Here is a 25,035-nt window from a genome sequence, read left to right on the forward strand (position 1 = left end):
CGGTGAAGAAAACCGCGCTGGCATTCGCTGCCGCCGGCCTTCTCTGGGGGCCGGCCTGGTCGCTCGACCTGTCCCAGGCCTACCGGGAAGCACTGGAACAGGACTCGACGATCCGATCCGTGCGGGCAGCCACGGACGCCCGGCGCGAACGCCTGCCGCAGGCCCGTGCGCAACTGCTTCCAAACTTGTCGGCAAGCGTCTCGCGCTATCGGAACTGGCTGGAAAGAACTTCGCCGGACACCTCCGGGCAACTCGTCACGGCCAACCTGCGCTACACCAGCAGCAGCGAAGTGCTGAGCTTGAGGCAGCCCATCTTCCGCATGTACCTGATGGCCGACTACCGCCAGGCCCAGGCGCAGGTCGACGATGCCGAGGCGACTCTCGATCGCGAACTGCAGAACCTCGGCGTCCGGGTGAGCGGCGCCTATTTCGAGGCGCTGCTGGCCGAGGAGCATCTCGCGCTGGTGCTCTCGCAGAAGACGGCCTACACGACCCAGCTCGATGCCGCGCAGAAGCGGCTCGGCGCGGGTTTCGGCACGCGCACCGACATCGACGAAGCGCGTGCGGCCCTGGACCTCAACGTGGCACAGGAACTGGAGGCGCGCCAGAACCTGGACTTCACGCGCAGGCAGCTCCAGAGCCTGGTCAATCGCCCGATCGACAGGCTGGCGCCGCTGGACCCGTCCAGGATGCAGCTCGTCCGGCCGACGCCCGACCGGGTCGAGGACTGGATCGAGCGGGCCGAGCTCGAAAGTCCGGAGCTTCGTTCGCTCGGTGCCCAGGTCGAAGCAGCCAGGCACGAACTGGCGAAGGCACAGGCAGGCCACTATCCGACCCTGGACGCCATCGCCCAGTGGTCCCGCAACGACAGCGACACGATCACCAGCATCAAGACCCGCTACAGCAACAAGTCCATCGGCCTGCAGCTCAACATTCCCCTGTATTCAGGCGGCCATGTGAGCTCCACCGTGAGGCAGGCGGTCGCGGGCCAGCAGCGGGCCGAAGAGGCCCTCGAAGCCCTGCGCCGCGACCTCGGGGTGCGGCTGCACCGCGAATTCCGTGGCGTGACCGAAGGCACCCTGAGGGTCAAGGCCCTGGAGCAGGCGGTGCGTTCCGCGGAGCAGGTCGTCCTCTCGAACCGGCGCTCGTTCGAGGCCGGCAGCCGCACCCTGCCCGACGTGCTGAACGCGGAACAGCAGAAGGTCTCCGCCCAGCGCGACCTGGCGCAGGCCCGGTTCGTCTACCTGATGTCTCGCATACGCCTGCAGGCACTCTCGGGCGGCGCCAAGACCGAAGTCATCGAGGAGATCAACGGCTGGCTCGCGCGCTGACGACGCCAGCGGTCCGGATCGGCAGGCCGGGGACTCATGGGCGCTGCACGCCTGCGAAGCGCGCCGGCCCCTCCACCTGCCAGCCGGTGCCGGCGGCCGGATCGAGGTCGCGAACGCAGCGCGTGAGCCCGTCGTCCAGGTCGAGCGTGACGCCGATCCGCCAATGGCCGCCGGCGTCACGCTCCACCTGCAGCATGGCGAAGCCGTTGCCGGTGCCCACGGCCGCCGTGACCATGGTGCCGCCGAAGGCTTCCGACATGGGGCCGGGCTCGACATGGCCGTCGAGCCAGAACGTGTCGGGCCGCGCGTTGACGAAGGGCCATGGTGCATACAGGCCCGAGGACACGACCGAGATCACCTCCACCGGCCCGCCTTCCGCCTGCAGCCAGAGGCTCGACACGCTCGACATGTGGCGGTCGCCCGACAGCACCACCACGTGGCGCGCGGTGGTGTCGCGCAGCAATTCGAGCAGCACTCGCTGCGAGGCCGGGTAGCCGCTCCAGTCGTCCAGCCCGAGGCGCTGCGCCGGGTCGCCGAAGACGGCCGCGCGCGGCATCGGGAACAGCGTCACCGGCGACACGATGAACTTGGGCAGTCCGGCGGGCGCGGCCTCGAGCCACTTCTTCAGGTCGTCCATGCCGGCCTCGGCGCGGATCGCGGCCCGATCCAGCGGCGCGGCGACGGTCGGGGCTTGCTCGGCCGCGCGCAGCACCCGCTGCTGGCGCGTGCTGCGCGTGTCGAGCATGTAGAACGGAAAGCCGGCCGGCGCGATGCGATAGTCGAAGGGACGCTGGTCGCGGCGCGGGCCGGTGTCGCGCACCAGCTTGTGCTGCTGCGCAAAGTAGGCCTCGAGCGCGACGCGCACTGCCGGCGTTCCGTAGGGTTCGGGGCCCGGCTCCCAATCGTCCATCACCTCGTGATCGTCGAGCAGCGGATAGGTCGGCAGCGAGGCCGTTACCTGGCGCAGCGCCTCCAGCCGGAAGGTGAGCGCATAGGCCTGGCCGACGTCGTCGCCGCCCGCCGGCACGAAGAGGCCCGCGGTCTGGTCGACATACACCTGGTCGCCGACGAGCAACAGCAGCTGCGGCTTGTGCGGTGGCGCGAGCGCCTCCAGCCGCTGCACGAGCCGCCGGTACGACGCCTGCGCGGGCACCCGGTCGACCAGACCCGGCACGTACTGGCAACTGGCGAGCGCGAAGCACAGCGAGGCCTGCGCGGGCTCGCCCTCGCGCTGCACGGCGCCCGTCCATGCGGGGTCGAGGCGCACCACGGCGCGCTCGAGCTGCGCGTCGGTGGCCGCGTCCAGCGTTCTCGTCACCTGGCGGCGGATGGGCTCGATCGGTTCGTCCTGCGGCTGCGCGAACAGTCCGGTCTCCAGCCGCCGGCCCAGCACTTCGACAGGGCCGCGTGCCATGGGCAAGTCGTCGTGCGCCGTCAGCACCGCGAAGCCCTGGTAGTCGGCGAGCCGGTCGTCGAAGAGGTCGATCTCCACCGCCTCCTGCAGGAGCTTTTCGCGCGTGGTCTGGAGTGCCGCCATCCATGCGAAGTCGAAGCACCATCTCCCGCCGCGGCGCCACGCGGGCACGAAGACCACGGCGCGCGCCGACACATGCGCGGGCGGCGGGCGCAGCGCCAGCCGGCAATGCAGCCGGCCCGCGTTGCCGGCCGCGCGACTCGCATGGCCGAGCCATGGGCCGGTCAACGGCAGGCTGGCGCGCCAGTCGGGCGGCACCGGCGTATCGGGGCCGGGCTTCCTGTCGAAGGCCTCGAAGAACCGCACGATGTGCGGGAACACGTCGTTGCAGGCCTTCTCTCCGATCAGCGTGTCCTGGTGGCCGTAGGCGCCGAGCACCAGCAGCTGGTGCGGGGTGCCTTCGCCGAGGAACAGGTCGCCTCCGGACGGGCTCGAGGAGTCCGAAGGGTCCGACGGGTCCGGCAGCTCCGGCGGCTCCCGGGACAGGCCACCGTCCTTGCCGAACACGCGCTTCAGTAGCCAGAAGCTGTCGTACGAGCCGCGCCAGTCGAACACCGCGTTGCGCTGGCCGTGCAGCATGAACACCGGGAAGCCGAAGCGCTCGCCGACCTGCTCGAAGCCGACGGCGTGGCCCTGTCCGCCGGCGTCGGTCAGCACCTCTTCGCGGGCGTAGTTGCCGACCTGGGCGAGGCCTCGCAGCTTCACGAAGCCGTAGATCGAATCGAGCGCATCGAGCGTGTCCTTGCCGATGTTGTGCAGTCGCATGGTCTGGCCGAAGATGGCGTCGGCCCGGTGCCGCACTGCCGCGAAGCCCGGTGCCTCGCGCAGGCGCTGCGCTTCGCCGTCGTCATCGGGGTAGGGAAAGGTCGCCAGCAGGCCGTCGACGAGCAGGCGCTTCATGTGCGTGAGAGCTGGCCGCGTGTCGAACTCGTTGACGCCGATGAACTGCCGCAGGTAGCCCGCCACATAGCCCCGGAAGCGGTTGAAAGCCGTGGCGCGCAGCAACGGCCCCACCTGCGACAGCACCACCGCGCCGATGGACGCATGCAGCCCCGGCAGGCGCAGCACCGCCACGCTGAACATGGCGGCACCGATGCAATGCGCCACCACGTCGACCTGGACAGGCGCTGCTTCGTCGGGCATGGCGTACGCCGCCTGTACGGTGCGCAAGGCGTCGGGAATGTCGGTCTCCGCCACCTCGTCGAACGACCAGCAGGGCCGCGGCCGGTTCGGAAAGCCGATGCTGGTGCGCAGGTCGAGCACCCAGACTTCGCGCCCGGCTGCGAGCAGGCTGTGCACCAGGTTGCCGGGAATGCTCCTGTGCGCGAAGGTGGAACCGCTCGCGCCATAGCCGTGGATCAGCATCACGGGCCTCGTGCCCGCGCGGCGCGCCGGCGGGCGATAGCGCGACAGCAGTCGCGACGGAACGCCGCCAGGGCCGGCAGCGGCGTCGAGCTCGACCGGCTCGGGCCGCACGCCGTACACCTCGCCGGGCAGGCGCTCCCAGTCGCGCCGCGGCGAGTCGGGCGGCGGCACGAAGTCCAGCAGATGGACGTGCAGCACGATGCGCAGCACCCACAACGCCAGCTCGGCCAGGTCGCCCAGCTGGTTGGGCATGTCCTGCTGATGCTCGACACGCAGCAGCGGCTGCAGCTTCTCGACGAAGTAGGAAGGGTCCAGCACCATCCGGCCCAACCGCTGCGCGCCGAGGTGATCGATCCGCTGCAGTTCGCCCTCGCTCAGTTGCCGCCACGGGTTGCCGCCCTCGACGAACGTGATGCGCTTGCTGAGCCGCAGCCGGTCGCCCACCTTCAGTGGCGCGCCGCGCTCCACCCGTGCCACCGTCCAGTCGTATTCGATGAGGCGCGCCTGCCCCAGGTGCGAGCACAGCGCCATCAGGTCGGCCATGACCGGGCCGTCGAAGGCCAGGCTCTCTCCGCCTTTGTCGTTGCCGCCGTTCGGGCCCACCGTGGACGCGCGCGAAGGCAGCAGTACCTCCGCCAGCGCCTGCAGCTTCTTGCGGGCAAGCTCGTGGCTGCGCAGGATGCGCTCGATGCTGTCGCTCTTCTCGCGCACCAGCATCGATGCGGTGCCGGTGCAATACGCGACGGGCGCGTCGTCGCCCTTGCCGAAGCGCAGGACCACCACCGGCTGGGCCAACGCGTGCGGTGTCGCGCGCAGGGCCGGTACGTCGACCGGCTCGAATTCCACCTCGGCGCTCAACGCGAAGTCCTGGCCGTCGATATGCACGCGGCCCGTCATCCGCTCGCGCAGGGAGACGCGCGTGGGCGCGGGCGCACGGGGTCGGGTCAGGTCGCGGCGCAACGGGCGCTCCGACGTTGGGGGCTGCGGCGAATCCACCAGCGCCAGGCCCCAGTCCGCGGCCAGCACGGGCACTGCGCGCTCGGCCAGTGCCGCGATGGTGAGCGAGGGGTTGATGCCGAGCGACACCGGCACGATCGAGCCGTCGAGCACCGCCAGGCCGGGCACCAGCGCAGCAGCATCGGCAGCGGCGCCGTCGTGGACGCGGCCCCAGCTGTCGACCACGCCGCGCTCGCGCCCGTCGGCCATGCGGCAGCCGCCCAGCGGGTGCACCGTGAGCACCGAGCCCGCCGCTCCCACCAGGGACTCGAGGCTGCGAAACGGCGGGAGCGGATTCCAGAGCGGATTGGGCAGCACGCGGCCGCCGAGCCCGCCCACGCCGTCGTGGGCCACATGCAGCGCACGCATCTGCGCCGCGAACACCGGCAGGGCCGCGACCTTGTCCCACGCGACGCGCACTTGCGCATCGGCCAGCACCGCATCGCTGCCGCCATGGCCGACCGGTTCGATGATGCCGGCGGCGCCGTCGTCGCCCATCATTCCGTAGACCGGCGTGCGGCGCAGCATGTCGTCGTCCACGGCCAGCGGATCGCGCCCCTCGTCCGGTGCGTGAAGGTCGAGGTCCATGCGCGCAAGTGCGTGCAGTGCGTCCGTGGTGGTCACCACTTCGGCCAGCAAGCGGCGCAGCGGCGCGGGAACGGCGAACTCCTCGATCACCAGCGGGCGCTCGCCCTGCTTCGCGCGGATACGCGCCAGCCCGGTGATGGTCGGCCCGACGCCGCGCTGCGCCGGCGCGTCGCCCTCGAGCGCACTGGACAACGCCTCGTCGTGCTGGTCGGTCGCCGCCGCGATCATGTCGCCGTTGGCCGAGAAGCCCGTGCCCAGAGCCTGGGAAACCGGCAGGCCGGCGGCCCTGGAGCGCAGCAGCAGTTCGGTGGAGCCCAGCGTGCCGGCGGCCACCACGACCCGCCGCGCGCGCACCACGTAGGGCCGGCTGTTGTCGCTGCGTGCCTTGCGCCGGTCGGTGAAGAAGAACTCGACCGCAAAGCCGGCTCCTCCCGGCAGGGCCGCGATGCGATGCGCGGTGGCGCCGGTGAACAGGCGTGCACCGCGCGCGTGAGCCAGCGCAAGGTAGTTGGTGTCCAGCGATTTCTTGGCGCGGTGGTTGCAGCCGCTCACGCAATCGCCGCAGCGCAGGCAGCGGTGCATCGCCACCTGGGCCGGCGTGCGCGTGCCGTCGACGAAGGCGATCGCAACGTGTGCCTTGCCGCGCTCCGCGTGCAGCCGCTCACCGGCTTTCAGCAAGGAGTCGAGCTTCGACACGCTCTCGGGAATCTGCTCCAGGCCCAGCATGGCCTCGGCCTTGTCGTAGCCGTCCGCCAGCGCGGCGAGATCGAGGCCTGCGGGCCAGGCACCGCCCTCGAAGGCATCGGGCGTGGCGCGTTCCATCACCGCGGCGTTGATGAGCGACCCGCCGCCCAGCCCGTTGCCGAGCAGCGCGTTCACGTCGCCGCCCAGGCGCAGGTCGAACAGCCCCGAGGCGTTGCCGCGCGCGGGCCTGCCGTCCTGCATGCTGAAGCGCACGTGTCCCGGCAGCTCCGCGAAGGTGGCCGGAAACTCGCCCGGCAGGTATTCGCTGCCGCGCTCCAGCACGTAGACCTTGATCGGCACAGTGTTCGCTGCCGTGCCGGGCGATGCGTCCACCGGCAGCGCGCCCGCCAGCCGTGCCGCCGCCACCGCACCGCCGTAGCCGCTGCCGATAACGAGCACCTCGCAATGCAGCGCGTCGGGTGGTGCCGCGAGGAGTTCCCGCACCAGCACTTCGGCGCCCTCCGAGAGCAGGCGATCGCCCGGGGTCTCGTCGTGATGGCGGCCGCCGTCGTTCATGTTCGGCTCCTCGCAGGGTGGTCGCGGATTCAGGAATGTTCGATGGCTGCGGCCAGCGTGCGGCCGAGCGTCTGGTCGTCGACGGGTTTGCGCAGCAGCGGCAGCGCCTGCCGCCGCGCGGCCTCGACCACCGCCGGGTCGGTGTCGGCCGTGACCATGACGATGGGCAGCGCCGGCTGTGCGCAGCGCTGCGCGCGCAGGCGCTCGGCGGCATCGAAGCCCGAGATCCCGCCGAGCCGGCAGTCGACCACCAGCACATCGGGCTCGTCGATCTGCTGCAGCGCCTCGTCGAGCGTGGAAGCGGCGAGCACGCGGCAGCCCATCGCGCCCAGCGCGTTGAGGTAGGCGCCGCGCACCATCGGGTCGTCCTCCAGAACCAGCACGCAGCGACCGTCCAGGCTCCATGGAGCGCCCGCGCCATCAACCTCGGAACCATCGGCGCCGAGGGAGGCCGCGCGCGGCAGCCGCAGGCGGAAGCAGGCGCCAGCGCCGAGACTGGACTCGAGCTCGACCGGTACGCCCAGCAACTCGGCCATACGTCGCACGATGCCCAGGCCCAGGCCATGCCCCGTTGCAGCCGCGGCGCCGGGGCCCGCCGCCTGGAGTTGCACCAGGTCCTCGAACACGATCCGGTGGTTCTCGGGTGCGATGCCGGGGCCGCTGTCCTGCACCGTCAGCTCGACCTCTGCATTCGGTGCGTCCGATGCATCCGATGCATCCCGCGTGCAGGCCTGCACCAGGACCTGCCCGTCCGGGGGCGAGAACTTGATCGCGTTGTCGATGAGGTTGGCCAGCATGCGGCGCAGCAGGTCGGGATCGGTGCGCACCGCCAGGCCGGGCGGACAGGCAGTGCGCAGGCCGACCCGGCGCGCCGCTGCCGCCGCGCCGAAGCTGGCCATCACGGCCGTCAGCAGCCGGTCGATGCGCACGCGCTGGGGTTGGGCCACGACCACGCCGGCATCGAGCTTCGAGACGTCGAGCAGTGCATCGAGCATCGCGCGCAGCTGCTCCAGGCTGCTGTCGACCACCTCGACGATCGCGCGCGCATCGGGCGCCATCGCCACGTGCCGCAGCGCACCCACGTTGAGCGCCATCGCCTGCAGGGGCTGGCGCAGGTCGTGGCTGGCACCGGCCAGGAAGCGGCTCTTGTCGTTGTTGGCGCGCACCGCCTGGTCGCGGGCGATGGCCAGTTGCGTGCGCTCGAACTCCAGCGAAACGGCCAGCGCCTGGTTTTCGGCGCGGATGCCGAACGACTCCTCGAAGGTCTGCAGGTTGCGCCGGGCAAAGCGCGTCTGCACGCCGAAGAACATCAGCACCAGCGCGCCCACGCCCCAGCCGAGCCAGCCGCCGGCCACCAGCCACATGGCCGCCGTGGGCACGAAGAGCAGCCCCGCGTAGGCCAGAAAGGCGGGCATCACGGTCGCGCTCGTGGACACGGCCCCCGCGCCCCACGACACCAGGATCATCGTGAGGACCGCATCCAGCGTCGGATCGAGCCGGAGCATGAAAAGCGCCGCGGAGCCGTTGCAGGCGCCGATCAGCACGTTCCAGCGCACGGTGGCGCGCAGCCGCTCGGCGATCGGGCGGGCGCGGTCGGCGGCCATGCGCGCGAGCGCGGCGGCGCGCCACTCGCGGCTGGCGATCACCGCCGCGAACCAGCCCAGCACCCAGGGCGCCGGAAGGTCGCGCCAGACGATGGCCGCGACGACGACGGCGGTGAGCAGGATCTGCCAGCGCAGCCCCACGGCCTGTTCGGCGACCACCTGCAGGCGCCGTTCGTCCAGCTCGTCCGGTGCGGCCGGCATGTCACGCAGCCTCGAGCGCCCATGCCGCCTGCGCGTCGAAGACGCGGCACAGGGCATCGGTGCGGTTGCGGGCGCCGAGCGCGCGGTAGACCATCGACAGGTGCACCTTCACGGTACCCTCGGCAATCATCAGCTGGCGCGCGATCAGCTTGACCGGCATGCCCCGCATCGCAAGCGCCAGCACCTGGCGCTGACGCGGCGACAGCTCGACGCGCAGGAAGCCGGCGAGATCCTCGCGCGGCAATTCGTCGGGCTCGCGCGCGCGGGTCACGTCGTCTGCCAGCACGAACTCGGCCGGCAGGTAGATCCTGTGGCGCAGCACCACGCGCAGGGCGGCCTCCATGTCCTCGAGCCGGTACGACTTGGGGATGAAGCCGGCCGCGCCGGCCTCGATGACCTCGCGCACGCGCTGCGGCGAACTTTCCGCGGACTGCATGCACACGGGCGTGGCTTCGAAATGCGCCTTCACGGCCTTGAGCGCGGCCAAGCCGGAGAGTTGGGGCAGGTGGTAGTCGAGCAGCAGCAGGTCGACTCCGACGGGGTCTAGCCGGCAGGCCTGCTCGGCGTCCCGCACGGCTTCGAAGTGGAAGGGGCGGCCCGGTTCGATCTCGGCGGCCATGCGCTCCAGCAGGAGGCGGGTGCCGTTCCAGACGATCTCATGGTCATCGACCAGCAGAACCTTCATACAGGCCTCTCGTCTACGGTGGCCCTCCCCGTCCTGAATGCAGATTAGCGCAAAGCACCCCAACAAGCGAGTGCGCGCGCCTACACCAACGGCCTAGTCGGATGGCCACGCCGGCACTGCGCCGGGGACTAGGCGCAGCGTTCAATTGTTGCGGCGGGCGCCGCGCGGAAGACTGGCTGCATCCGATGCACCGAGGACCGCCATGAACACCCCGAAATCTATTGCCGCGCTGCGTGCCGCATGGGAGCCCCTTGCGTGCCGGTTCTGCATCCTGGCGCTCCACCACGCGGTGCTCGCCCGCGCGCTGTGCGCCGCGGCCATGCTCGTGGTCTCGCTGCTGGCGGGTTGCGCCGCATTGCCGGACAACGTGCACCGTGTCGCGTCGCAGGCACGCACCGACGTCGGGGACAGCGCGCTCGCACGCATCGCCGCCGCGTCGCTGCCGGGCCTGGACGGCGCGATGCCCGAAGCAACCGACGTATCCGGCGTGCGCCTGCTGCCTGGCGGCGACCAGGCCTTCGACGCACGCATCGCGCTCGCGCAGGCCGCGCTGCATACCGTCGACGCGCAGTACTACGTCGTGGCCGGCGACACCTCGGGGCGGCAATTCCTGCGCGAGCTGCGCGACGCGGCCCGGCGCGGCGTGCGAGTGCGCCTGCTGGTCGACGACCTGTACGCGGGCGGCGACGACGAGATGCTGGCAGGGCTGGCCGCACACGCCAACGTGGAGGTACGTGTCTTCAACCCGCTGCCGGCGCGCGGCGGCGGTCTGCGCACGCGCGTGCTGCTGTCGCTGCACGAGATCGGCCGCGTGAACCGGCGCATGCACAACAAGCTCTTCATTGCCGACAACAGCTTCGCGATCACAGGAGGGCGCAACATCGCCGACGAGTACTTCGGGCGCAGCAAGCCGGCGAACTTCATCGACATGGACGCGTTGCTGGCCGGGCCGGCGGTGCGCGCGCTGTCGGCGAGCTTCGATGCCTTCTGGAACGGGCCGCTGTCGTACCCGTTCGAAGCCATCGCAGCCGGCCAACGCCCGACGCCGGCCCATGCCCGCGAACGCTTCGCCGAACTGGTGCGCGACCTCGCGCGCTTCGTGCCACCCGACGAGCGCGACGTGCTGGGGCGTGGCCCGGTCGGCGCGCAACTGGCTCAGGGGCTGGTCGAACTGGTGCCGGCGAAGGTGCGCGTGGTAGCGGATGCGATGGTGCAAGCCCCCTTCGCGAGCGACGCCGGCGCAGACGTCGGGGAAGCCGGAGAACCGCGAGGCCGTGAAGGCGCGGTCATGGCCGCGAACCTCGACCTTTTCAAGACCGCGCGCTCCGAGGTGCTCGTCGTCTCGCCCTACTTCGTCCCCATGCCCCGCATGATCGAGGCGCTCGCCCATGCGAGCCGCGAGGGCGCGAGCGTGTCGGTGATGACCAATTCGCTCGCCACCACCGACGAGCCGCTGGTGCACTACGGCTACGCGCGCTACCGCAGCGCACTCCTGCAAATGGGTGCCGCGCTGTATGAATTGATGCCGGCCGGCGAATCGCATCCGGCCTGGAGCGACACCGACAGCGGCCGCGGTTCGTTGGGCCGCCTGCACGCCAAGCTGGCGGTGGTCGACCGGCGCTGGTTCTACGTGGGGTCGATGAACATGGACCGGCGCTCGGCACATTGCAACACCGAGCTGGGCCTGATCGTCGACAGCCCTGCGCTGGCCGGCGAGCTGGCCGACCTGATCCGGCGCGTGCGCATGCCCGCGAGTTTCACCGTGAGCGAGGCGCCGCAGCGCGGCGGCCTGCAATGGAGCTTTCTGCGCGAAGGACGCCGCTGGGTACTGCATCGGGAACCGGAATCGAACTGGGCCCAGCGACTGCGCTGGTCGGTGCTGTCACTGGTGGTGGACGAAGATTTTCTGTAACGCGGCTTACCCAAATTGCCACATGCCGCTCTCTGCATGGAGCGGCATCAAGGAGGGCCTGCCGAAGATTCCGTGCACGTGATCGAGTTGCGTGCAAGAGAGTGCGACTGTGCAAGAAATAGATCAACGCAGGCGTGGCCCAGGACTACCATTCAATCGTTCACGTGCGGTTCTGCACGAGGCTGCCGTGGACCAATTGCTCACTCGTGCAAGGAGAGTCGCGATGGCAAGTCCTATGAGTGTCAACAAGCTTCAGACGAAATCCCATGACGAACCGGATGAGGTTCGAGAGCCCGAGAAGACCCGGGTCGAAGTGGTCCGCCTCGAGGGGTACACGCTCGGACGTTTCAAGTTCGAGCCCGGGTGGCGCTGGTCGAAGTGCATCAAGCCGGTCGTGGGCACCGACAGTTGTCAGGCGGCTCATGTCGGTTATGCGGTCTCCGGCCGGATCACCGTGCAAATGGATGACGGCTCGCAGACCGTCATCGAGGAAGGCATGTCGTACACCATTCCGCCCGGTCACGATGCATGGGTCGAAGGCAACGCCCCGTTCGTCGGCCTCGAGATGATGAGCGCGGAGGAATACGCAAAGACCAAGAGCTGACCCGAGGCGAGAGACCTCAGGGCAGAACTTCTCGGGATGGTCGAACGGGAATGCTGTCCGAACGGAACGCCGGACTGGAATGATCCGGCGGACCGATGACAATCGGCCGCAGCGGCCGCGGTCCTTTCGCCCGCGAACCCGTTCGACTCCTTCTTCCTCAGCGATACATGTTTGCCCTGACCCGCCTGACCATCGACCGCGCCAGAAAGGAGCGCTTGCCCCAGGTAGCCGGAAGCCTGGCGTTCACGACCTTGCTCTCCATCGTGCCCCTGCTGGCAGCGAGCTTCGCGCTGCTCACGCGGTTCCATGCCTTCACTCGGTTCAAGGATGCGCTCCAGGAGTTCCTGCTCAGCAGGCTGCTCCCCGCGGACATCGCACGCACGGTGCTGAAGTACCTGAACCAGTTCGCCGCGAACGCCAGCGGCCTGACCTGGGTCGGCTCGCTCTTCTTGCTGGGTACAGCCATCGCGATGTTGCTCACCGTGGAGAACGCGCTGAACCAGATGTGGAAGATCCGGAGGAACCGGCCGTTCTTCAGGAGAGTTGGCCTGTATCTGCTGATGTTGGCCGTCGGCCCACCCGTCCTGGGGCTGAGCCTGTGGGCCACGTCGTACCTGCTGGGTATCTCCATGGGCCTGATCGGCGCGCTGCCGCCCTCGTTCGCATTCGTGCTCGACCTCGGGCCGCTCATGCTCGGCATGGTTGTACTGACGAGCATGTTCTACCTCGTTCCGAACACCAAGGTACGGCTGCGCGATGCCTTCGCGGGCGGCCTGGTCGCCAGCATGGCCTTCGAGCTCGGCAAGCGCGGCTTCACCACCTATCTCGTCAAGGTGCCAACGTACAAGGCGCTGTATGGAGCATTCGCGGTGCTCCCCATGTTCCTGCTGTGGGTGTACTTCTCATGGCTGGTCACGCTGGTCGCGGCCATGATGACAGCCAACCTGGCGCTCACCCGGCAGCGACCGGCAGGCAAGCCCGCGCGGGCCTAGGGCCTGTTCACACTATTTCCGGGGTCGCGAAGGGCAGCCAGGGCGGGCCAATCAAGGCGCGCGACGACGCGTGTGCATGCGCACACGCCAGGAGCGCAACGCCGAGTGGCCCGCCCTGGCTGCCCTTCCCGCAGGGTTGGCGCTCCAAGGGGCCGTCTGCGGCGTTGCCCGCGCTTGCAGCCAGCCCCTTGGAGCGCCAACGCGACCCCGGAAATAGTGTGAACAGGCCCTAGTTGCCGCACCGGCATCGCCTGATGCCTTCACCCGAGCAGCAGTGAAGCCTCGTCGCGCCAGTAGGCCACCGCGGCAAGCCAGCCTTCCCATACACAGCCGTTGCAGCCTCGCCCGCAGCAGGTAGTGGGTTCGGGCGGCGGTGCGCGCATGGCGAGCCCTTCGGCATCGAGCTGCGCGCGGACGCGGGCGATCAGCGCCTGTGCGGTGGCGAGATCGGTCGGAGGGGAAAGGTCCTGGTCGGCGAGAGGCATGGCGGCAGGCTGCGATTGTCGGTGCTTCAGGAGCCCTTCAGCCGTCGCGCGGCGGACGGCCACAGAATCGCGCGATGTCTTCCTCCGCCCCGCTGCCCCGCCTGGCGCACGTCGACCTGCTGCGCGGGCTGCTCGCGATCTTCGTGGTGCTGCTGCACGCCAACCTGCGCATTCCCTTCGGGCCGCCGGAGCTGGCCCAGTGGCTGGGGCCCCGGGCCTCGGGGATCCTGTTTCGCAGCGGCTACTACGCGGTGATCGTGTTCTTCGTGGTCTCGGGCTACCTGATCACGAGCGCGTCGATACGGCGCTGGGGCGATCTGTCGCGCGTGCAGCCTGCATCGTTCTATCGCCTCCGCGCGGCGCGCATCCTGCCGCCCCTGTTGTTGCTGCTCGCAGTGCTGGCGGTGCTGCACCTGGCGGGCAGCGCATGGTTCGCGCTCGACACCTCGAAGGTCTCGCTGTGGCGAGCGCTGCTGGCAGCGCTGGGGCTGCATCTCAACTGGCTTGAGGCGCAGGTCGGCTACCTGCCCGGGCCATGGGGCGTGCTGTGGTCGCTTTCGGTGGAAGAGGCCTTCTACCTGGGCTTTCCGCTGTTTTGCGTGCTGTGCGGCAGCGAGCGGCGGCTGGCACTGCTGCTGGTCGCGCCCATCGTGCTCGGGCCGCTGGCGCGCAGCATGCTCAGCGACAACGAGCTGTGGCAAGACCACTCCTATCTCTCGGGCATGGACGGCATCGCCTTCGGCTGTCTCGCCGCCTTGCTCGCGCACCGCGTGCCGCAAAAGCCGACAGCAGCGATACGCCGTGCAGTGCTGCTGACGGGCCTGGTTCTGAGCGTGGCGGTGTTCTGCTTCCGCAAGGAGGTGTACCAGCTGGGCCTCACGCGCTTCGGCCTGCAGGTGACGCTGCTGGAGCTGGGCATCGCGCTGATGCTCGTCGCTGCGCACTGGCGGCCGTGGACCTGGTGCGCCGGAGCGATGGCCGCGCCGTTGCGCTGGTTCGGCCGCAACAGCTACGAGGTCTACCTGAGCCACATGTTCGTGGTGATTCCCGCCGCATGGCTCTTCCAGTGGCTGGGCGCGTCGCCGTCGTGGATCCCGCTGTGGTTCTTCGCAGTCGTCGCGGCCTCGGGGCTGCTGGGGCAGGTCTTCGCGCAGTGGTTCTCCGAGCCCTGCAACCGCGCGCTCAGAGGTCGAGGTTCAGCTCCAGCCGCATCTTCGCTCCGCCCGATTCACTGGAACCGATCGTGAGCTGGCCGCCGTGCAGGCGCGCCACTTCGGCCACGAGGTGCAGCCCGAGCCCTGCGCCGCGTCCTCGCGGCACCAGCCGGTGGAAGGGAGCCACCACGCGCTCGCGGTCGGCCTCCGGAATGCCGGGGCCCGAGTCGAGCACTTCGAAGCCCGAGGGCTCCCACAGCCGCACCTGGATGTCGCAGCCCTGCCCGCCATGCTCGATGGCGTTCTGGATCAGGTTGCTCAGCGCGCGCTCCAGCGAAGGCGCGTCGCCGCGCACCCACAGCGGCTTCGGCGCTTCCACCGACAGCGTGCAGCGGTTCATGATGGCCAGCGGCGCGATGTCGCCCGCCACGCGCTCGCACAGCGCCTTCAGGTCGACCTGCTGCTGGTCGTGCGCGGCAATGCGGTCCAGCCGCTGCAGGTCGAGCAGCTGCTCGGCCAGCGTGGCGAGCCGCGCCGAAGCCTGCATCAGCTTCACCTTGAGCGGGCCGTCCTGCAGCCCTTCGAGATGGATCTGCAGCGTGGTGATCGGCGTGCGCAACTCGTGCGCGGCATCGGCGAGGAAGCGCTCCTGCCGGTCGTAGCCCTCGTTGAGCCGGTCGAAGGCGCGGTTCACCGCGTTGACCAGCGGACGGATCTCGCTCGCCACGTTGGCCAGCGGCAACCGCGTGGTGCGCTCGTGCACGTCGATGCTCTCGGCATGCTCGGCCGTGGCCACCACGCCCTTGAGGCCGCGCTTCACGACGAAGGGCGTGGCCAGGATCACGCCGAGGCAGGTCACCAGCGCCATCGGCGCCACCAGGAACAGGAAGGCGATGCCGGTGCCCTTGAGCGTGTTCTTCACCGTCAGCGGGCCGCCGGTCTGCGTCATCAGCGCCACCGGGCCGGCCCGGGTCTCCACGCGCTCGAAGCGTGCCTTGGGGCGGGTGTTGTCGCTCTCGGGATTGATGGCCATGCGCTCCATGCCGTCGAGCGAATCGAAGAGCGCGGCATAGATGGGTGGCACCTCGCCGTTGCGCACCTCCGAGCCCTTCTCGTCGCGCGCGATGAACCAGAACGGCGGGTCTGCCTCGCGCAGGCGCTGCACTTCGGGCGTGGGCTCGACCACCAGCTGTCCGTCGGGGCCGCGCGCGAGCGAGCGCTGGATCACCGCGATGGTTTCCTGCCCCGTCTCGTCGACCACCCGCCCCAGCGCCCAGGCAAGGCCGAGGAAGCCGCCCATCACCAGCGTTCCGACGACCACCTGCAGCAGGATCAGGCTCCAGATCAGCCGCCAGCGCAGCGAGAGAAGGCCCTGCCTCATGCCGTCATGCCGCGGGACGGGCCGCGCAGATCAGGTAGCCCACGCCGCGGATGGCATGGATCTCGACCTGCGCGCCGGCCTTGTCGAGCTTGGAGCGCAGCCGCGACACATGCGTGTCGAGCGCGTTCGACTGGATGTCGTCCTCGTGGCCGTACACGCGCTCCTGCATCGCCTCGCGCAGCACGGTGCGGCCGCGATGCTCGAGCAGCGCCTCGAGCACGAGCAGCTCGCGGCGCGGCAGCGTGATGCAGTGCTCGCCCACGTGGGCCTGCCGCGTGTGGTGGTCGAAGCGCAACTGCCCGAGCGTCATGACAAGATTGGCGCGCACCGCGGGGCGACGTGCCAGCGCACGCACGCGCGCCATGAGCTCATCCATCGAGAAGGGCTTGGCGAGGTAGTCGTCGGCACCGCCGTCGAGGCTCAGCACGCGCTCGGCCACGTCGGTCATGGCGGTGAGCACCAGCACGGCGGCGGGAATGTCGTTCTCGCGCAGGAAGGCCACCAGCGAGAGGCCGTCGCCATCGGGCAGGCCGCGGTCGAGCACGATCACGTCGTGCTGCGCCGAGAGCGCCGCGTCCTCGGCCTCGCGCAGCGAGCCCGCCACGTCGACCACCGCCTGGTTCTGCCGCAATGCGGAAGCCAAGGCTTGCGCCAGGTCGACTTCGTCTTCGACGAGCAGGATTCTCATGGGAGTACGGAGAAAAGGGAGGCCAAAGGCCGGCCATTCTAGGAGAGGCCCTCTTGCGGAAGGCGCAATGTTCACGCAATGCAGTTGCATAAGCTGGGGCGTCAATGAACTCCCGCCCGGCGATTTCCTCCCCCGCACCCTCCGTTTCCTGGTACCAGGCATTGGGCCGGCGCATCGCCACACTGTGGGTGGTGAAGATGATCGGCACCACTGTCGGCATCTCGGGCTTCTTCGTCATCTACTTCTGGGTGATGCACAACCCGCCCTCGGAGCCGACAGTGATGCCGCTCACGCTGCTCGACCACTGGGTGGGCGTGAGCGACGACGCGATGCTGCTCTACGGCTCGCTGTGGTTCTACATCTCGCTCGCGCCGGCCTTCGCGAAGGACAAGGCGGAGCTATGGGCCTGCGCGCGCGACGCCGCCCTCATGGCAGGCGTGGGCCTCGTGGTGTTCTGGTTCTTCCCGACGACGGTGCCGGCATTCGCGGTCGACTGGGCCCAGTACCCGACACTGCAGTTCCTCAAGTCTGCCGACGCGGGCGGCAATGCGTTTCCGTCGCTGCATGTCGCGTTCGCGGTGTTCACTGCCGTGCTGCTGGAGCGCCAGTTGCACGCGGTGGGGTCGCCTGCATGGGTGCGCGTGCTGAACATGCTGTGGGCCCTCGGCATCGTCTACTCGACGCTGGCCACGCGCCAGCACGTTCTGCTCGACGTGCTCGGCGGCTCGCTGCTCGCGGCCGTCGTGAGCTGGGCCGGCAACACGCGCAGCCGGCTGGTGTGGACCGGGGCCTGAGCCCCGGCAGTCTCAACCGGTCTTGCGCTCGTCCGGCGGAACGCCGCCGCCCTGCGCCGCGACGATGCCGAACGCCTTCAGGGCTGTGTCGATCTCGGGTTCGCCCGTGTGGCGATGGGTGACGCAGCGCAGCCTGTTCCTGCCCCAGGTGCGCACCAGCACGCCCAGCTTGCGCAGCTCGGCCTCCCACCAGGCCGCGTCGTGCCCCGAGGCGGCCACGTCGACCTGCACGATGTTGGTCTGCGGGAGGTTCGCCGAAAGACCCTGGAACTGGCCGATGCCGTGAGCGAGCCGACGCGCGTTCGCATGGTCGTCCGCGAGACGGCCCACCATGGTGGTGATGGCGACCAGCCCCGCGGCGGCGGCGATCCCGACCTGCCGCTGGCTGCCGCCGAGCAGCTTCCTGTGCCACCTCGCACGCTGGATGGTGACCGCAGGCCCCGCAAGCACGGCCCCCATGGGCGCGCTGAGGCCCTTGGACAGGCACAGCGACACCGTGTCCGCGAACGCCGTGATGCCCGATGCCGGCACGCCCAACGCCACCGCGGCATTCATCAGCCGCGCGCCGTCCAGATGGATCGAGGCGCCCGCGGCCTTGGCCGCGCCAAACACCGCCTGCATGTGCGAAAGCGGCAATACGGCGCCGCCGGCGTTGTTGTGCGAACTCTCGAGGCAGACGAGCCCGGTGCGCAGCTTGTTGCGGCCCGGAGCCAGTGCCTGCGCGAGCAGGCCGAGGTCCATGGCGCCGTCGACGCCGTCTATGGGCTGGTAGAAAGATCCGGTCAGCGCGGCCGCGCCGCGTTCGGTCACGTAGATGTGCGAGGCCGCCTCGGCAAGAACGACCTCCTGGCGCCCGGCCTGGGCGAGGATGGCCAGCAGGTTGGCCATCGTCGCGCTGGGAACGTACAGCGCGGCCTCCTTGCCCAGCAGGCGGGCGGCCTCGGACTCCAGCTCCAGTGCGGTCGGATCGCCGTCGAGCCCATCGTCGCCCAGGGGGGCTGACGCGATGCGGTCGTACATCTGCGGCGTGGGGCGCGTCACGGTGTCGCTGCGCAGGTCCACCGTCGTGTCGCGATCTTCGGCACCGGGAGCGGCCATGGCGTGGGGTTGCTGCGTCATTCGGCCGTCGCGCCGGACGCTTTCACGACCTCCGCCCATTTCTTTCTCTCGCTGTTCAGGAAGGCGTTGAACGACTCCGGCGTTCCGGTGCGCACATAGACGCCGCGCGCTGCCAGGCCGGCCCGCACGTCGGGCGCGTCGAGCACCTTGTTGATCTCCGCGTTCATGGTCCGCACGATGTTGTCCGGCGTCTTCGCGGGCACCACGACGCCGTAGAGGGTGTAGTACTCGAAGCCCTTGAAGCCGCTTTCGATGAAGGTGGGAACCTCGGGCAGCGAGGCATCGCGCGTGCCCGAAGTGACGGCCAGCGCGCGCAGCTTGCGGTCCTTGATCAGGGGCAGCGCCGACACCAGGGAGGAAATGTAGAAGTCGACCTGCCCGCCCAGCAGGTCGGTCATGGCGGGGCCGCCTCCCTTGTAGGGAATGTGCAGCACGTTGGCCCCCGCCGTCACGCGCAGGCTTTCGGCCACCAGGTGCCCGACGGTGCCGTTGCCGGAAGACGCATAGGCAAGCTGCTTCTTCTTCGCCGTGGCCAACAGAGAGGCGAGGCTGTCGATGGGGCTGGCGGCATTCACCACCAGCACCGACACGCCCGTGCCCACCAGCGCGACCGGCGCGAGGTCTTTCACCGGATCGAAGTTGAGCTTCTTGTAGAGGAACTGGTTGACGGTCAGGTTGCTGGTTTCGCCCAGCACCGCGGTGTAGCCGTCGGGCGGCGACTTCGCGCCGAACTCCAGGCCGATGTTGTTGCCGGCGCCGGGCTTGGTGTCGACCACCACCTGCCATCCGGCCTGCTCGCCCAGCTTGGCCGCGAGCAGGCGCGACACAGCGTCGGTGCCTCCGCCGGGAGGGCTCGGCGAGATGAGGTGGATGGGGCGCTCGGGAACCCACGCGGCGGCGGCTTGCGCCTGCCATGCGGCGAATGCGAGCCCCAGGGTGCACACCAGGCTCCTGGCGCGCGCGAGGCGATGTGGTCGGGTCTTGTTCATATGTCGGGGGCTTCCGGTCTGGCAGGCGTGGCGGTTGTGACAGTTGCGATGGACCGGAGCGATCGTAGGCACCCCATAGAATGAGTAAAGCGAGATATACAAACACCAACTGTGAGGATTTCTCATGAATCTCACGATGCTCGTCACGCTGCGCACCATTCTCGAGCAGGGCAGCTTCACCGCCGCGGCGGGCGTCGTAGGCTGCAGCCCGAGCGCGGTCAGCCTGCAGGTCAAGCAGCTGGAGCAGTACTTCGGACGGCCGCTGTTCGACCGCTCCACGCGCGTGGTGGTGCCGACGGCATTTGCCCGCGAAGTGGTGAGCGCGGTGGGCGACTTCTCCCACAGGCTGCAGATGCTGCGCTCGCGCCCGGCGGTCGAGGTGGCGGGCCGGATCCGGGTGGGCGTGATCACCAGCATGCAGAGCGACGTGCTGCCGCAGGCGCTGCATGCGCTGCGGCAGAAGCACCCGACGCTGGACGTGGTGGTCCCGCCGCTGAACGACAGCGACGAGATGATCTCCGAGCTCAAGGCGGCGCGGCTCGACGTGGCCCTGCTGGTGCGCCCCGAAGCCGGCGGCTCGCGCCGCCTGGTCTGGCAGGAGCTGCACCGCCAGCCCTACGTGCTGCTGGCGCCGCCGAACGCATCGGGAAAGACGGTCAGGCAGTTGCTGGAGAGCTATGACTGGGTCGGCTACGACCTGTCTCTTTCGGGCGGACGCGTCGCCGCGCGGTACGTGCGCAGCCTGAAGCCCGATGCGCGCTGCGTGATGGAACTGCGCTCGATGGACGCCATCGTCGCGATGGTCGCCCAGGGCCTGGGGGTGTCGGTGGTGCCGCAACCCAGGCGCCCGCTGGTCGATGCCTACGCGGTTCGAGAGGTGGGCCTGGGAAGCCGTGCTCCGTTTCGCAAGCTCTCGCTGGTATGGCGCAACTCGGACGAAGGCAACCGCAACGTGGAGGCGGTTGCGCAGGCCTTCGCAACCGCGTTCGGCCTTCAGCGAAGGCCGTGAAAGAAGGGGCTTACCAGAAGATCCAGAGCGCCAGGCCGCCGAAGATGGCCCACTTCACGAGGTAGTACACCCGCTTGTCCCAGGCCTTGAGGCGCTTGCCGACCACGCGGATCTGGTAGATGTACTTGAAGGCGCGGTTGAGGCCGCCCGTCTTGTCGTTCGCATCGTTGGGCGAGGCGGCTGCGGCCAGCAGGTTCTTCGCGAACCAGCGGTTCACCGCGCTGGCCCAGCGGTACTTCAGCGGACGCTCGATGTCGCAGAACAGGATCACGCGGTCATGGTCGGTCGTGTTCTCGGCATAGTGGATGTAGGTTTCGTCGAACACCACGGCCTCGCCGTCGCGCCAGTGGTAGCGCTGGCCGTCGACGTCGATGTAGCAGCCTTCGACGCCCGGCGTCCACAGGCCCAGGTGATAGCGCAGCGAGCCTGCGAAGGGGTCGCGGTGGCGCACGAGACGGCTGCCCGGAGGCAGCTCGGCGAACATCGCGGCCTTGATGGTGCCGATGCCCTTGAGCAGCTCGGTGGTGCGCGGGCACAGCACGGCGGCCGAGGGATGCGCATCGTCGTACCACTTCAGGTAGAAGCGCTTCCAGCCGCTCTTGAAGAAGGAGTTGAAGCCCACGTCGTTGAACTGGTTCGACGCCTTGATGCTGCCGCCGTTGCGCATGGCGAGCGCTTCCTCGCGGATGACTTCCCAGTTCTCCTCGAGCACGCGCATCTCGGGAAACTGCGAAGGCGACAGGTAGGGCGTACCCGGCACCTTCGAGAAAAGGTACATGAAGACGTTCAGCGGAGCCAGGAAGGTCGAGTGGTCAGAGAGCTGTCTGAAGAAGCGATGCCGCACCTGGCCGCGGAAATGAACGTAGAGCGCACTGAGCGCGAAGATGGCAAGAATGACCCACTTCATTTGGAAAGTGTCCTGTAAGCAGCGCCGGGTAGTGTAATTCCTCGCCCCGAAATGGACCTGACGGCGCCCTTTGGCCGTGCACCGGGGCAGGTTTCAGCTGCACAGCATGGGTTGGGGCGAATCGGCCAAGGCCAGCGGCAGCCGCACGGTGGCCAGCAGGCCGCCACTGGCGGTCTCGCCCAGCATCACCTCGCCGCCGTGGCGGTCGACCACCGACTTGACGATGGCCAGCCCCAGCCCGCTGCCGCTCTGATTCTGGTCGGGGTTGCGGAAGAAGCGGTCGAACACCCGCTCGCGCAGCGCGGGCGGGATGCCGGGGCCCTGGTCGGCCACCGTCAGCAGGGCCTGCGAGCCGTCGCGCGCCACGTTCACCACCACCGTGCCGCCGGGCGGGCTGTACTTGATGGCGTTGTTGATGAGGTTGTCGATCATCGAGACCAGGCTCTCGCGCTCGCCGAGCACCGGCACGCGGTCTTCGCACTCCAGCTCCAGTTCGACATTGCGGGCGCTGGCCAGGCTTTCGATCATGGCGAGCCGGTCCTGCACCAGCGCGTCGAACGACAGCATCACGGGCAGCGCGCTGTCGGAAACCGCGTCGCTGCGCATCAGCTGCAGCAGCTGCCCCACCAGCCGGGCCGCGCGGTCGTTGCTGCGCAGCAGGTTGCCCATGAGCTCGCGCTGGCGCTCGTCGGTGCTCTGCTCCTTCAGCGCCTCCACGTTCACTCGCATGGCGGCCAGCGGCGTGCGCAGCTCGTGGGCGGCGTCGGCGATCAGGCTGCGCTCGCGAGAGGTGCTGTCGCGCACCCGCTGCAGCAGGCTGTTGATGCTCTGCACCAGCGGCTGCAGCTCCTTGTGCGGCGGCGTGTACGACAGCGGCGTGAGGTCGGCCGGCCCGCGCTCGGCGGTTTCCTGGCTCACGCGGCGCCAGGGCCGCAGCGCGAGACGCACCGACAGCCACGCGGGAAAGATCAGGAAAGGCAGGCTGATCACCAGCGGCAGCAGGTAGTAGCCGCGATACATCACGGTGACCGTCAGCCGCCAGACGCTGGGCTCGGCCAGCATCACGCGGATGTCGCTGTCGGGCGAGGCCAGCGTGCGCGCCCGCCACTCGCGATTGCCCGCCTTCACGGTCTCGATGCGGTTCGGCTCGGTGTTGAGGATGACGGGCACCGCGGCCGTCGAGCGATAGACGAGCCTGTCGCCCTGCCACACCTGCAGGACCGGCGAGGTGTCGGAGGCGGCGTCGCCGTCGCCGATGGTCTCGAGCAGCGCGGCATCGAAGGCGGCGATGGTCTCCTGCTGCTTGTCGGGCCGGTCGGCGGTGTTCTTCGCGATCGCGATCACCGTCTGGAAGATCTTGTCGAACTTCAGCAGCTCGGGGTCTTCGTAGGAGTCGTACAGCAGCAGGGCGATGGCCATGGTCCACAGCAGGGCGACCACGCCCATCTGCGCAAGCAGCAGGCGCCGCATCAGGGAAGGTTGTTTCCAGTTCTTCCAGCGCTGCGCCAGCGCCTGAATCATTTCTGCGTGCTCCGCGCCAGCGATTGCACGTCGATCACGTAGCCGATGCCGCGCACCGTGCGGATGTAGCCCTGGCCGATCTTCTTGCGCAGGTTGGAGATGTGCACCTCGAGCGAGTTGCTGCCGTTGGCCTGTCCGCCGGGCAGCACCTGCTCTTCCATCACGCGGCGCGTGACCACGCGGCCAGTGCGCTTGAGCAGCAGCGCCAACAGGTCGAACTCGCAGCGCGACAGCTCGACCGGCTCGCCGTCGACGATCACGCCGCGCGTGGGCTCGTGCAGCGCCAGCCCGCGCATGCGGATGGTCTCGTCGTTGAAGCCGTAGCTTCGGCGCGCGAGCGCACGAACGCGCGACAGCAATTCGGCCAGCGCGAAAGGCTTGACCAGGTAGTCGTCGGCGCCGTCGTCCAGGCTTCGCAGCCGGTCGTTGAGCGCGTCGCGCGCGCTGAGCACCAGCACAGGCAATATCTGTCGGTCGCGACGCAGGCGGAACAGCAGGTCGAGCCCGTCGCCGTCGGGCAGGCCGAGGTCGAGCAGGACCATGTCGAAGGTGCCGCCGTCGAGGGTGCGCAGGGCGTCGTCGAGTCTGCGGACCCACACCACATCCATGCCTTGATTGGCCAGCGCAATGCGCACGCCATTGCCGAGGTCAAGGTCGTCCTCAACAAGCAAGAGATTCATGAGCCTCCACGTGAACTGACCACTCCGTTTCCGGAATGTGGCGGAAGTATCTGCCAAGCGCCGTCACGGCACTTCAGGAAATCTTCATGAATGCCGAAGCAGGCCTTCAGGTGCGGCTCGGACACTGGAGCCATTCCCTGCACACGGAAACGGAACACCCAAGTGAATGGCCTGCCCTCGCCCCCGGCACGTACTGCCCGCCCGGACCGCTACCGCCTTCGACGGCGGGACATTCTTCATGCCATGGCGCTGACCGGCGTCGCGGGCCTCGCGGCCTGCGGTGGCGGCAGCCACGGCGGTGTCGGGGTCGGAGGGGTTGGCACCGGTGGCGGCGGCAAGCCCACGGTCATCGACCGCCGGGTGAAGGTGTCGGCCACGCCCGAAGTCTCGCTGCAGGTGCGCGACTGGCAGCCGCCCGGCAGCACCGGCCCCGTCATCGTGCTGTTGGCCGGACTGGGCGGCAACGCACGCTATTTCGACAGCCTCGCGCCCGCGCTGGCAGCGAGATCGCGGGTGCTCGCCATCAGCCGGCGCGGCTACGGACTCTCGGACAAGCCGATGCCGGTGAAGACCGCCACGCAGTACTACGAGGTCGATACGCTGGTCGCGGACCTGAAGGCGGTGCTCGACGCGCTGGGCGTGCAGCGCGCGGTGCTGGGCGGCCATTCGATCGCGGGCAACGAGCTCACGCGATTCGCGGGCCTGTATCCGGAACGGACGCAAGGACTCATCTACCTGGACACCACCTTCGACTACACCTTAGACGGCGACAGCGGAGGCGAGACGGTGCCGGACAACCGCCTGCTCCACGAGCCCAAGCCGACGCTGGATGACGGCCGATCCCTGCAGACTGCAATCGCCTTCTTCCAGCGCAACTCGAAGAACTGGTGGCCTGCGCTGGAAGCGAACCTGCGCGACGCCATCGACATACGCGGCGACGGAAGCGTGCGCCTCAATACCCCCGATGAAGTGGAGACCGCCGTGGACACAGCCGGACACTCTTTCTCGCCGGACTACAAGGCCGTGCGCGCGCCGTCGCTTGTCGTGACCGCCCTGCCCTCTGGCAGGCGCGACATGTTCCCGTGGCTCGAGCTTCCGCTCGACGCGAAGACACAGAAAGACGCTGACGACTACCTGCGCATCTTCCGTCGCGTGTCCATCACGAATTCGAACCAGCTCGTGGCGGCGCTCGACACGCCGAACCGGCTTACGCTGGACAACGCCAGCCACGGCGACTTCATCATGGAGCGCGAGGCCGAGGTGCTGCGCGCCATCCAGTTCATGACATGGGCCTGA

At 69.1% G+C, this 25,035-nt stretch carries 19 protein-coding genes; 8 read left to right on the top strand and 11 right to left on the bottom strand.

The features are described from left to right. Window positions 1–2: 2 nt before the first annotated feature. Complete coding sequence (locus tag BMY35_RS09525) at window positions 3–1,331, top strand: TolC family outer membrane protein (RefSeq protein ID WP_093197433.1); 1,329 nt, start codon at window positions 3–5, stop codon at window positions 1,329–1,331. A gap of 34 nt (window positions 1,332–1,365) precedes the next feature. On the opposite strand, the gene BMY35_RS09530 is transcribed toward BMY35_RS09525, so the two are convergent. The 3 genes from BMY35_RS09530 to BMY35_RS09540 are packed head-to-tail and all read right to left on the bottom strand — an operon-like array spanning window position 1,366 to window position 9,504. Further along, the gene (locus tag BMY35_RS09530) at window positions 1,366–7,014 is read right to left on the bottom strand and encodes an alkaline phosphatase D family protein (RefSeq protein WP_093197437.1); all 5,649 of its coding nucleotides are present in this window, start codon (window positions 7,012–7,014) and stop codon (window positions 1,366–1,368) included. Between the two features lie 29 nt (window positions 7,015–7,043). Then, complete coding sequence (locus BMY35_RS09535; protein ID WP_177213600.1) at window positions 7,044–8,819, bottom strand: hybrid sensor histidine kinase/response regulator; 1,776 nt, start codon at window positions 8,817–8,819, stop codon at window positions 7,044–7,046. Between the two features lies 1 nt (window position 8,820). Continuing rightward, window positions 8,821–9,504: a response regulator gene (locus BMY35_RS09540; RefSeq protein ID WP_093197441.1), complete on the bottom strand. Its 684-nt coding sequence runs from the start codon at window positions 9,502–9,504 to the stop codon at window positions 8,821–8,823. Window positions 9,505–9,706: 202 nt separating this feature from the next. Between BMY35_RS09540 and BMY35_RS09545 the strand changes: the two genes are divergently transcribed. The 3 genes from BMY35_RS09545 to BMY35_RS09555 all read left to right on the top strand — a co-directional run bounded on the left by BMY35_RS09545 (window position 9,707) and on the right by BMY35_RS09555 (window position 13,012). After that, on the top strand, window positions 9,707–11,416 hold the full coding sequence (locus BMY35_RS09545; RefSeq protein WP_093197444.1) for a phospholipase D-like domain-containing protein: 1,710 nt from the start codon (window positions 9,707–9,709) through the stop codon (window positions 11,414–11,416). Between the two features lie 223 nt (window positions 11,417–11,639). Beyond that, window positions 11,640–12,020, top strand: a complete 381-nt coding sequence (locus BMY35_RS09550; RefSeq protein WP_093197446.1) for a cupin domain-containing protein — start codon at window positions 11,640–11,642, stop codon at window positions 12,018–12,020. A 167-nt stretch (window positions 12,021–12,187) separates the two neighbouring features. Beyond that, a complete protein-coding gene (locus tag BMY35_RS09555) occupies window positions 12,188–13,012 on the top strand; it encodes a YihY family inner membrane protein (protein WP_093197449.1) in 825 nt (274 codons plus the stop codon). 260 nt (window positions 13,013–13,272) lie between these two features. Here the strand turns inward: BMY35_RS09555 and BMY35_RS09560 are convergent, their stop codons facing one another. After that, entirely contained in the window at window positions 13,273–13,497 is a 225-nt protein-coding gene (locus tag BMY35_RS09560) for an oxidoreductase-like domain-containing protein (RefSeq protein ID WP_093197451.1), read from the bottom strand. Between the two features lie 74 nt (window positions 13,498–13,571). Between BMY35_RS09560 and BMY35_RS09565 the strand changes: the two genes are divergently transcribed. Next, window positions 13,572–14,744, top strand: coding sequence for an acyltransferase family protein (locus tag BMY35_RS09565; RefSeq protein ID WP_093197454.1), 1,173 nt, complete (start codon window positions 13,572–13,574; stop codon window positions 14,742–14,744). Here the strand turns inward: BMY35_RS09565 and BMY35_RS09570 are convergent. Together BMY35_RS09570 and BMY35_RS09575 are read right to left on the bottom strand one after the other, a co-directional pair. After that, window positions 14,680–16,032, bottom strand: a complete 1,353-nt coding sequence (locus BMY35_RS09570; RefSeq protein ID WP_093197456.1) for a sensor histidine kinase — start codon at window positions 16,030–16,032, stop codon at window positions 14,680–14,682. The genes BMY35_RS09565 and BMY35_RS09570 overlap by 65 nt on opposite strands. A gap of 4 nt (window positions 16,033–16,036) precedes the next feature. Next, entirely contained in the window at window positions 16,037–16,720 is a 684-nt protein-coding gene (locus tag BMY35_RS09575) for a response regulator (protein WP_093197459.1), read from the bottom strand. A gap of 104 nt (window positions 16,721–16,824) precedes the next feature. Here BMY35_RS09575 and BMY35_RS09580 point away from each other — a divergent pair, with 104 nt between their 5' ends. Next, entirely contained in the window at window positions 16,825–17,514 is a 690-nt protein-coding gene (locus BMY35_RS09580) for a phosphatase PAP2 family protein (RefSeq protein WP_256228279.1), read from the top strand. Window positions 17,515–17,526: 12 nt separating this feature from the next. Here BMY35_RS09580 and BMY35_RS09585 read toward each other — a convergent pair whose 3' ends face one another. Then, window positions 17,527–18,633, bottom strand: coding sequence for a threonine aldolase family protein (locus BMY35_RS09585; protein ID WP_256228280.1), 1,107 nt, complete (start codon window positions 18,631–18,633; stop codon window positions 17,527–17,529). Further along, window positions 18,630–19,622 (bottom strand): tripartite tricarboxylate transporter substrate binding protein, encoded by a 993-nt coding sequence (locus BMY35_RS09590; protein WP_093197464.1) that lies wholly within the window; start codon window positions 19,620–19,622, stop codon window positions 18,630–18,632. Before BMY35_RS09590 ends, BMY35_RS09585 begins: the two co-directional genes overlap by 4 nt. Before the next feature lie 124 nt (window positions 19,623–19,746). Between BMY35_RS09590 and BMY35_RS09595 the strand changes: the two genes are divergently transcribed. Further along, window positions 19,747–20,631 carry a LysR family transcriptional regulator gene (locus tag BMY35_RS09595; RefSeq protein ID WP_093197466.1) on the top strand — a complete coding sequence of 295 codons (885 nt, stop codon included), beginning with the start codon at window positions 19,747–19,749 and terminating at the stop codon, window positions 20,629–20,631. 10 nt (window positions 20,632–20,641) lie between these two features. Here the strand turns inward: BMY35_RS09595 and lpxO are convergent, their stop codons facing one another. The 3 genes from lpxO to BMY35_RS09610 form a co-directional block, all read right to left on the bottom strand. Continuing rightward, window positions 20,642–21,538, bottom strand: a complete 897-nt coding sequence (gene lpxO / locus BMY35_RS09600; protein ID WP_093197469.1) for a lipid A hydroxylase LpxO — start codon at window positions 21,536–21,538, stop codon at window positions 20,642–20,644. Window positions 21,539–21,631: 93 nt separating this feature from the next. After that, a complete protein-coding gene (locus tag BMY35_RS09605) occupies window positions 21,632–23,059 on the bottom strand; it encodes a sensor histidine kinase (protein ID WP_093197471.1) in 1,428 nt (475 codons plus the stop codon). After that, window positions 23,056–23,739, bottom strand: coding sequence for a response regulator (locus tag BMY35_RS09610; RefSeq protein WP_093197474.1), 684 nt, complete (start codon window positions 23,737–23,739; stop codon window positions 23,056–23,058). The genes BMY35_RS09605 and BMY35_RS09610 overlap by 4 nt, the downstream gene beginning before the upstream one ends. Window positions 23,740–23,982: 243 nt before the next feature. On the opposite strand from BMY35_RS09610, the gene BMY35_RS09615 reads away from it, so the two are divergent. Then, window positions 23,983–25,035, top strand: coding sequence for an alpha/beta hydrolase (locus BMY35_RS09615; RefSeq protein ID WP_143080668.1), 1,053 nt, complete (start codon window positions 23,983–23,985; stop codon window positions 25,033–25,035).

Origin of the sequence: Variovorax sp. YR750, assembly GCF_900109805.1 — a bacterium.
GTDB lineage: Bacteria > Pseudomonadota > Gammaproteobacteria > Burkholderiales > Burkholderiaceae_C > Variovorax > Variovorax gossypii.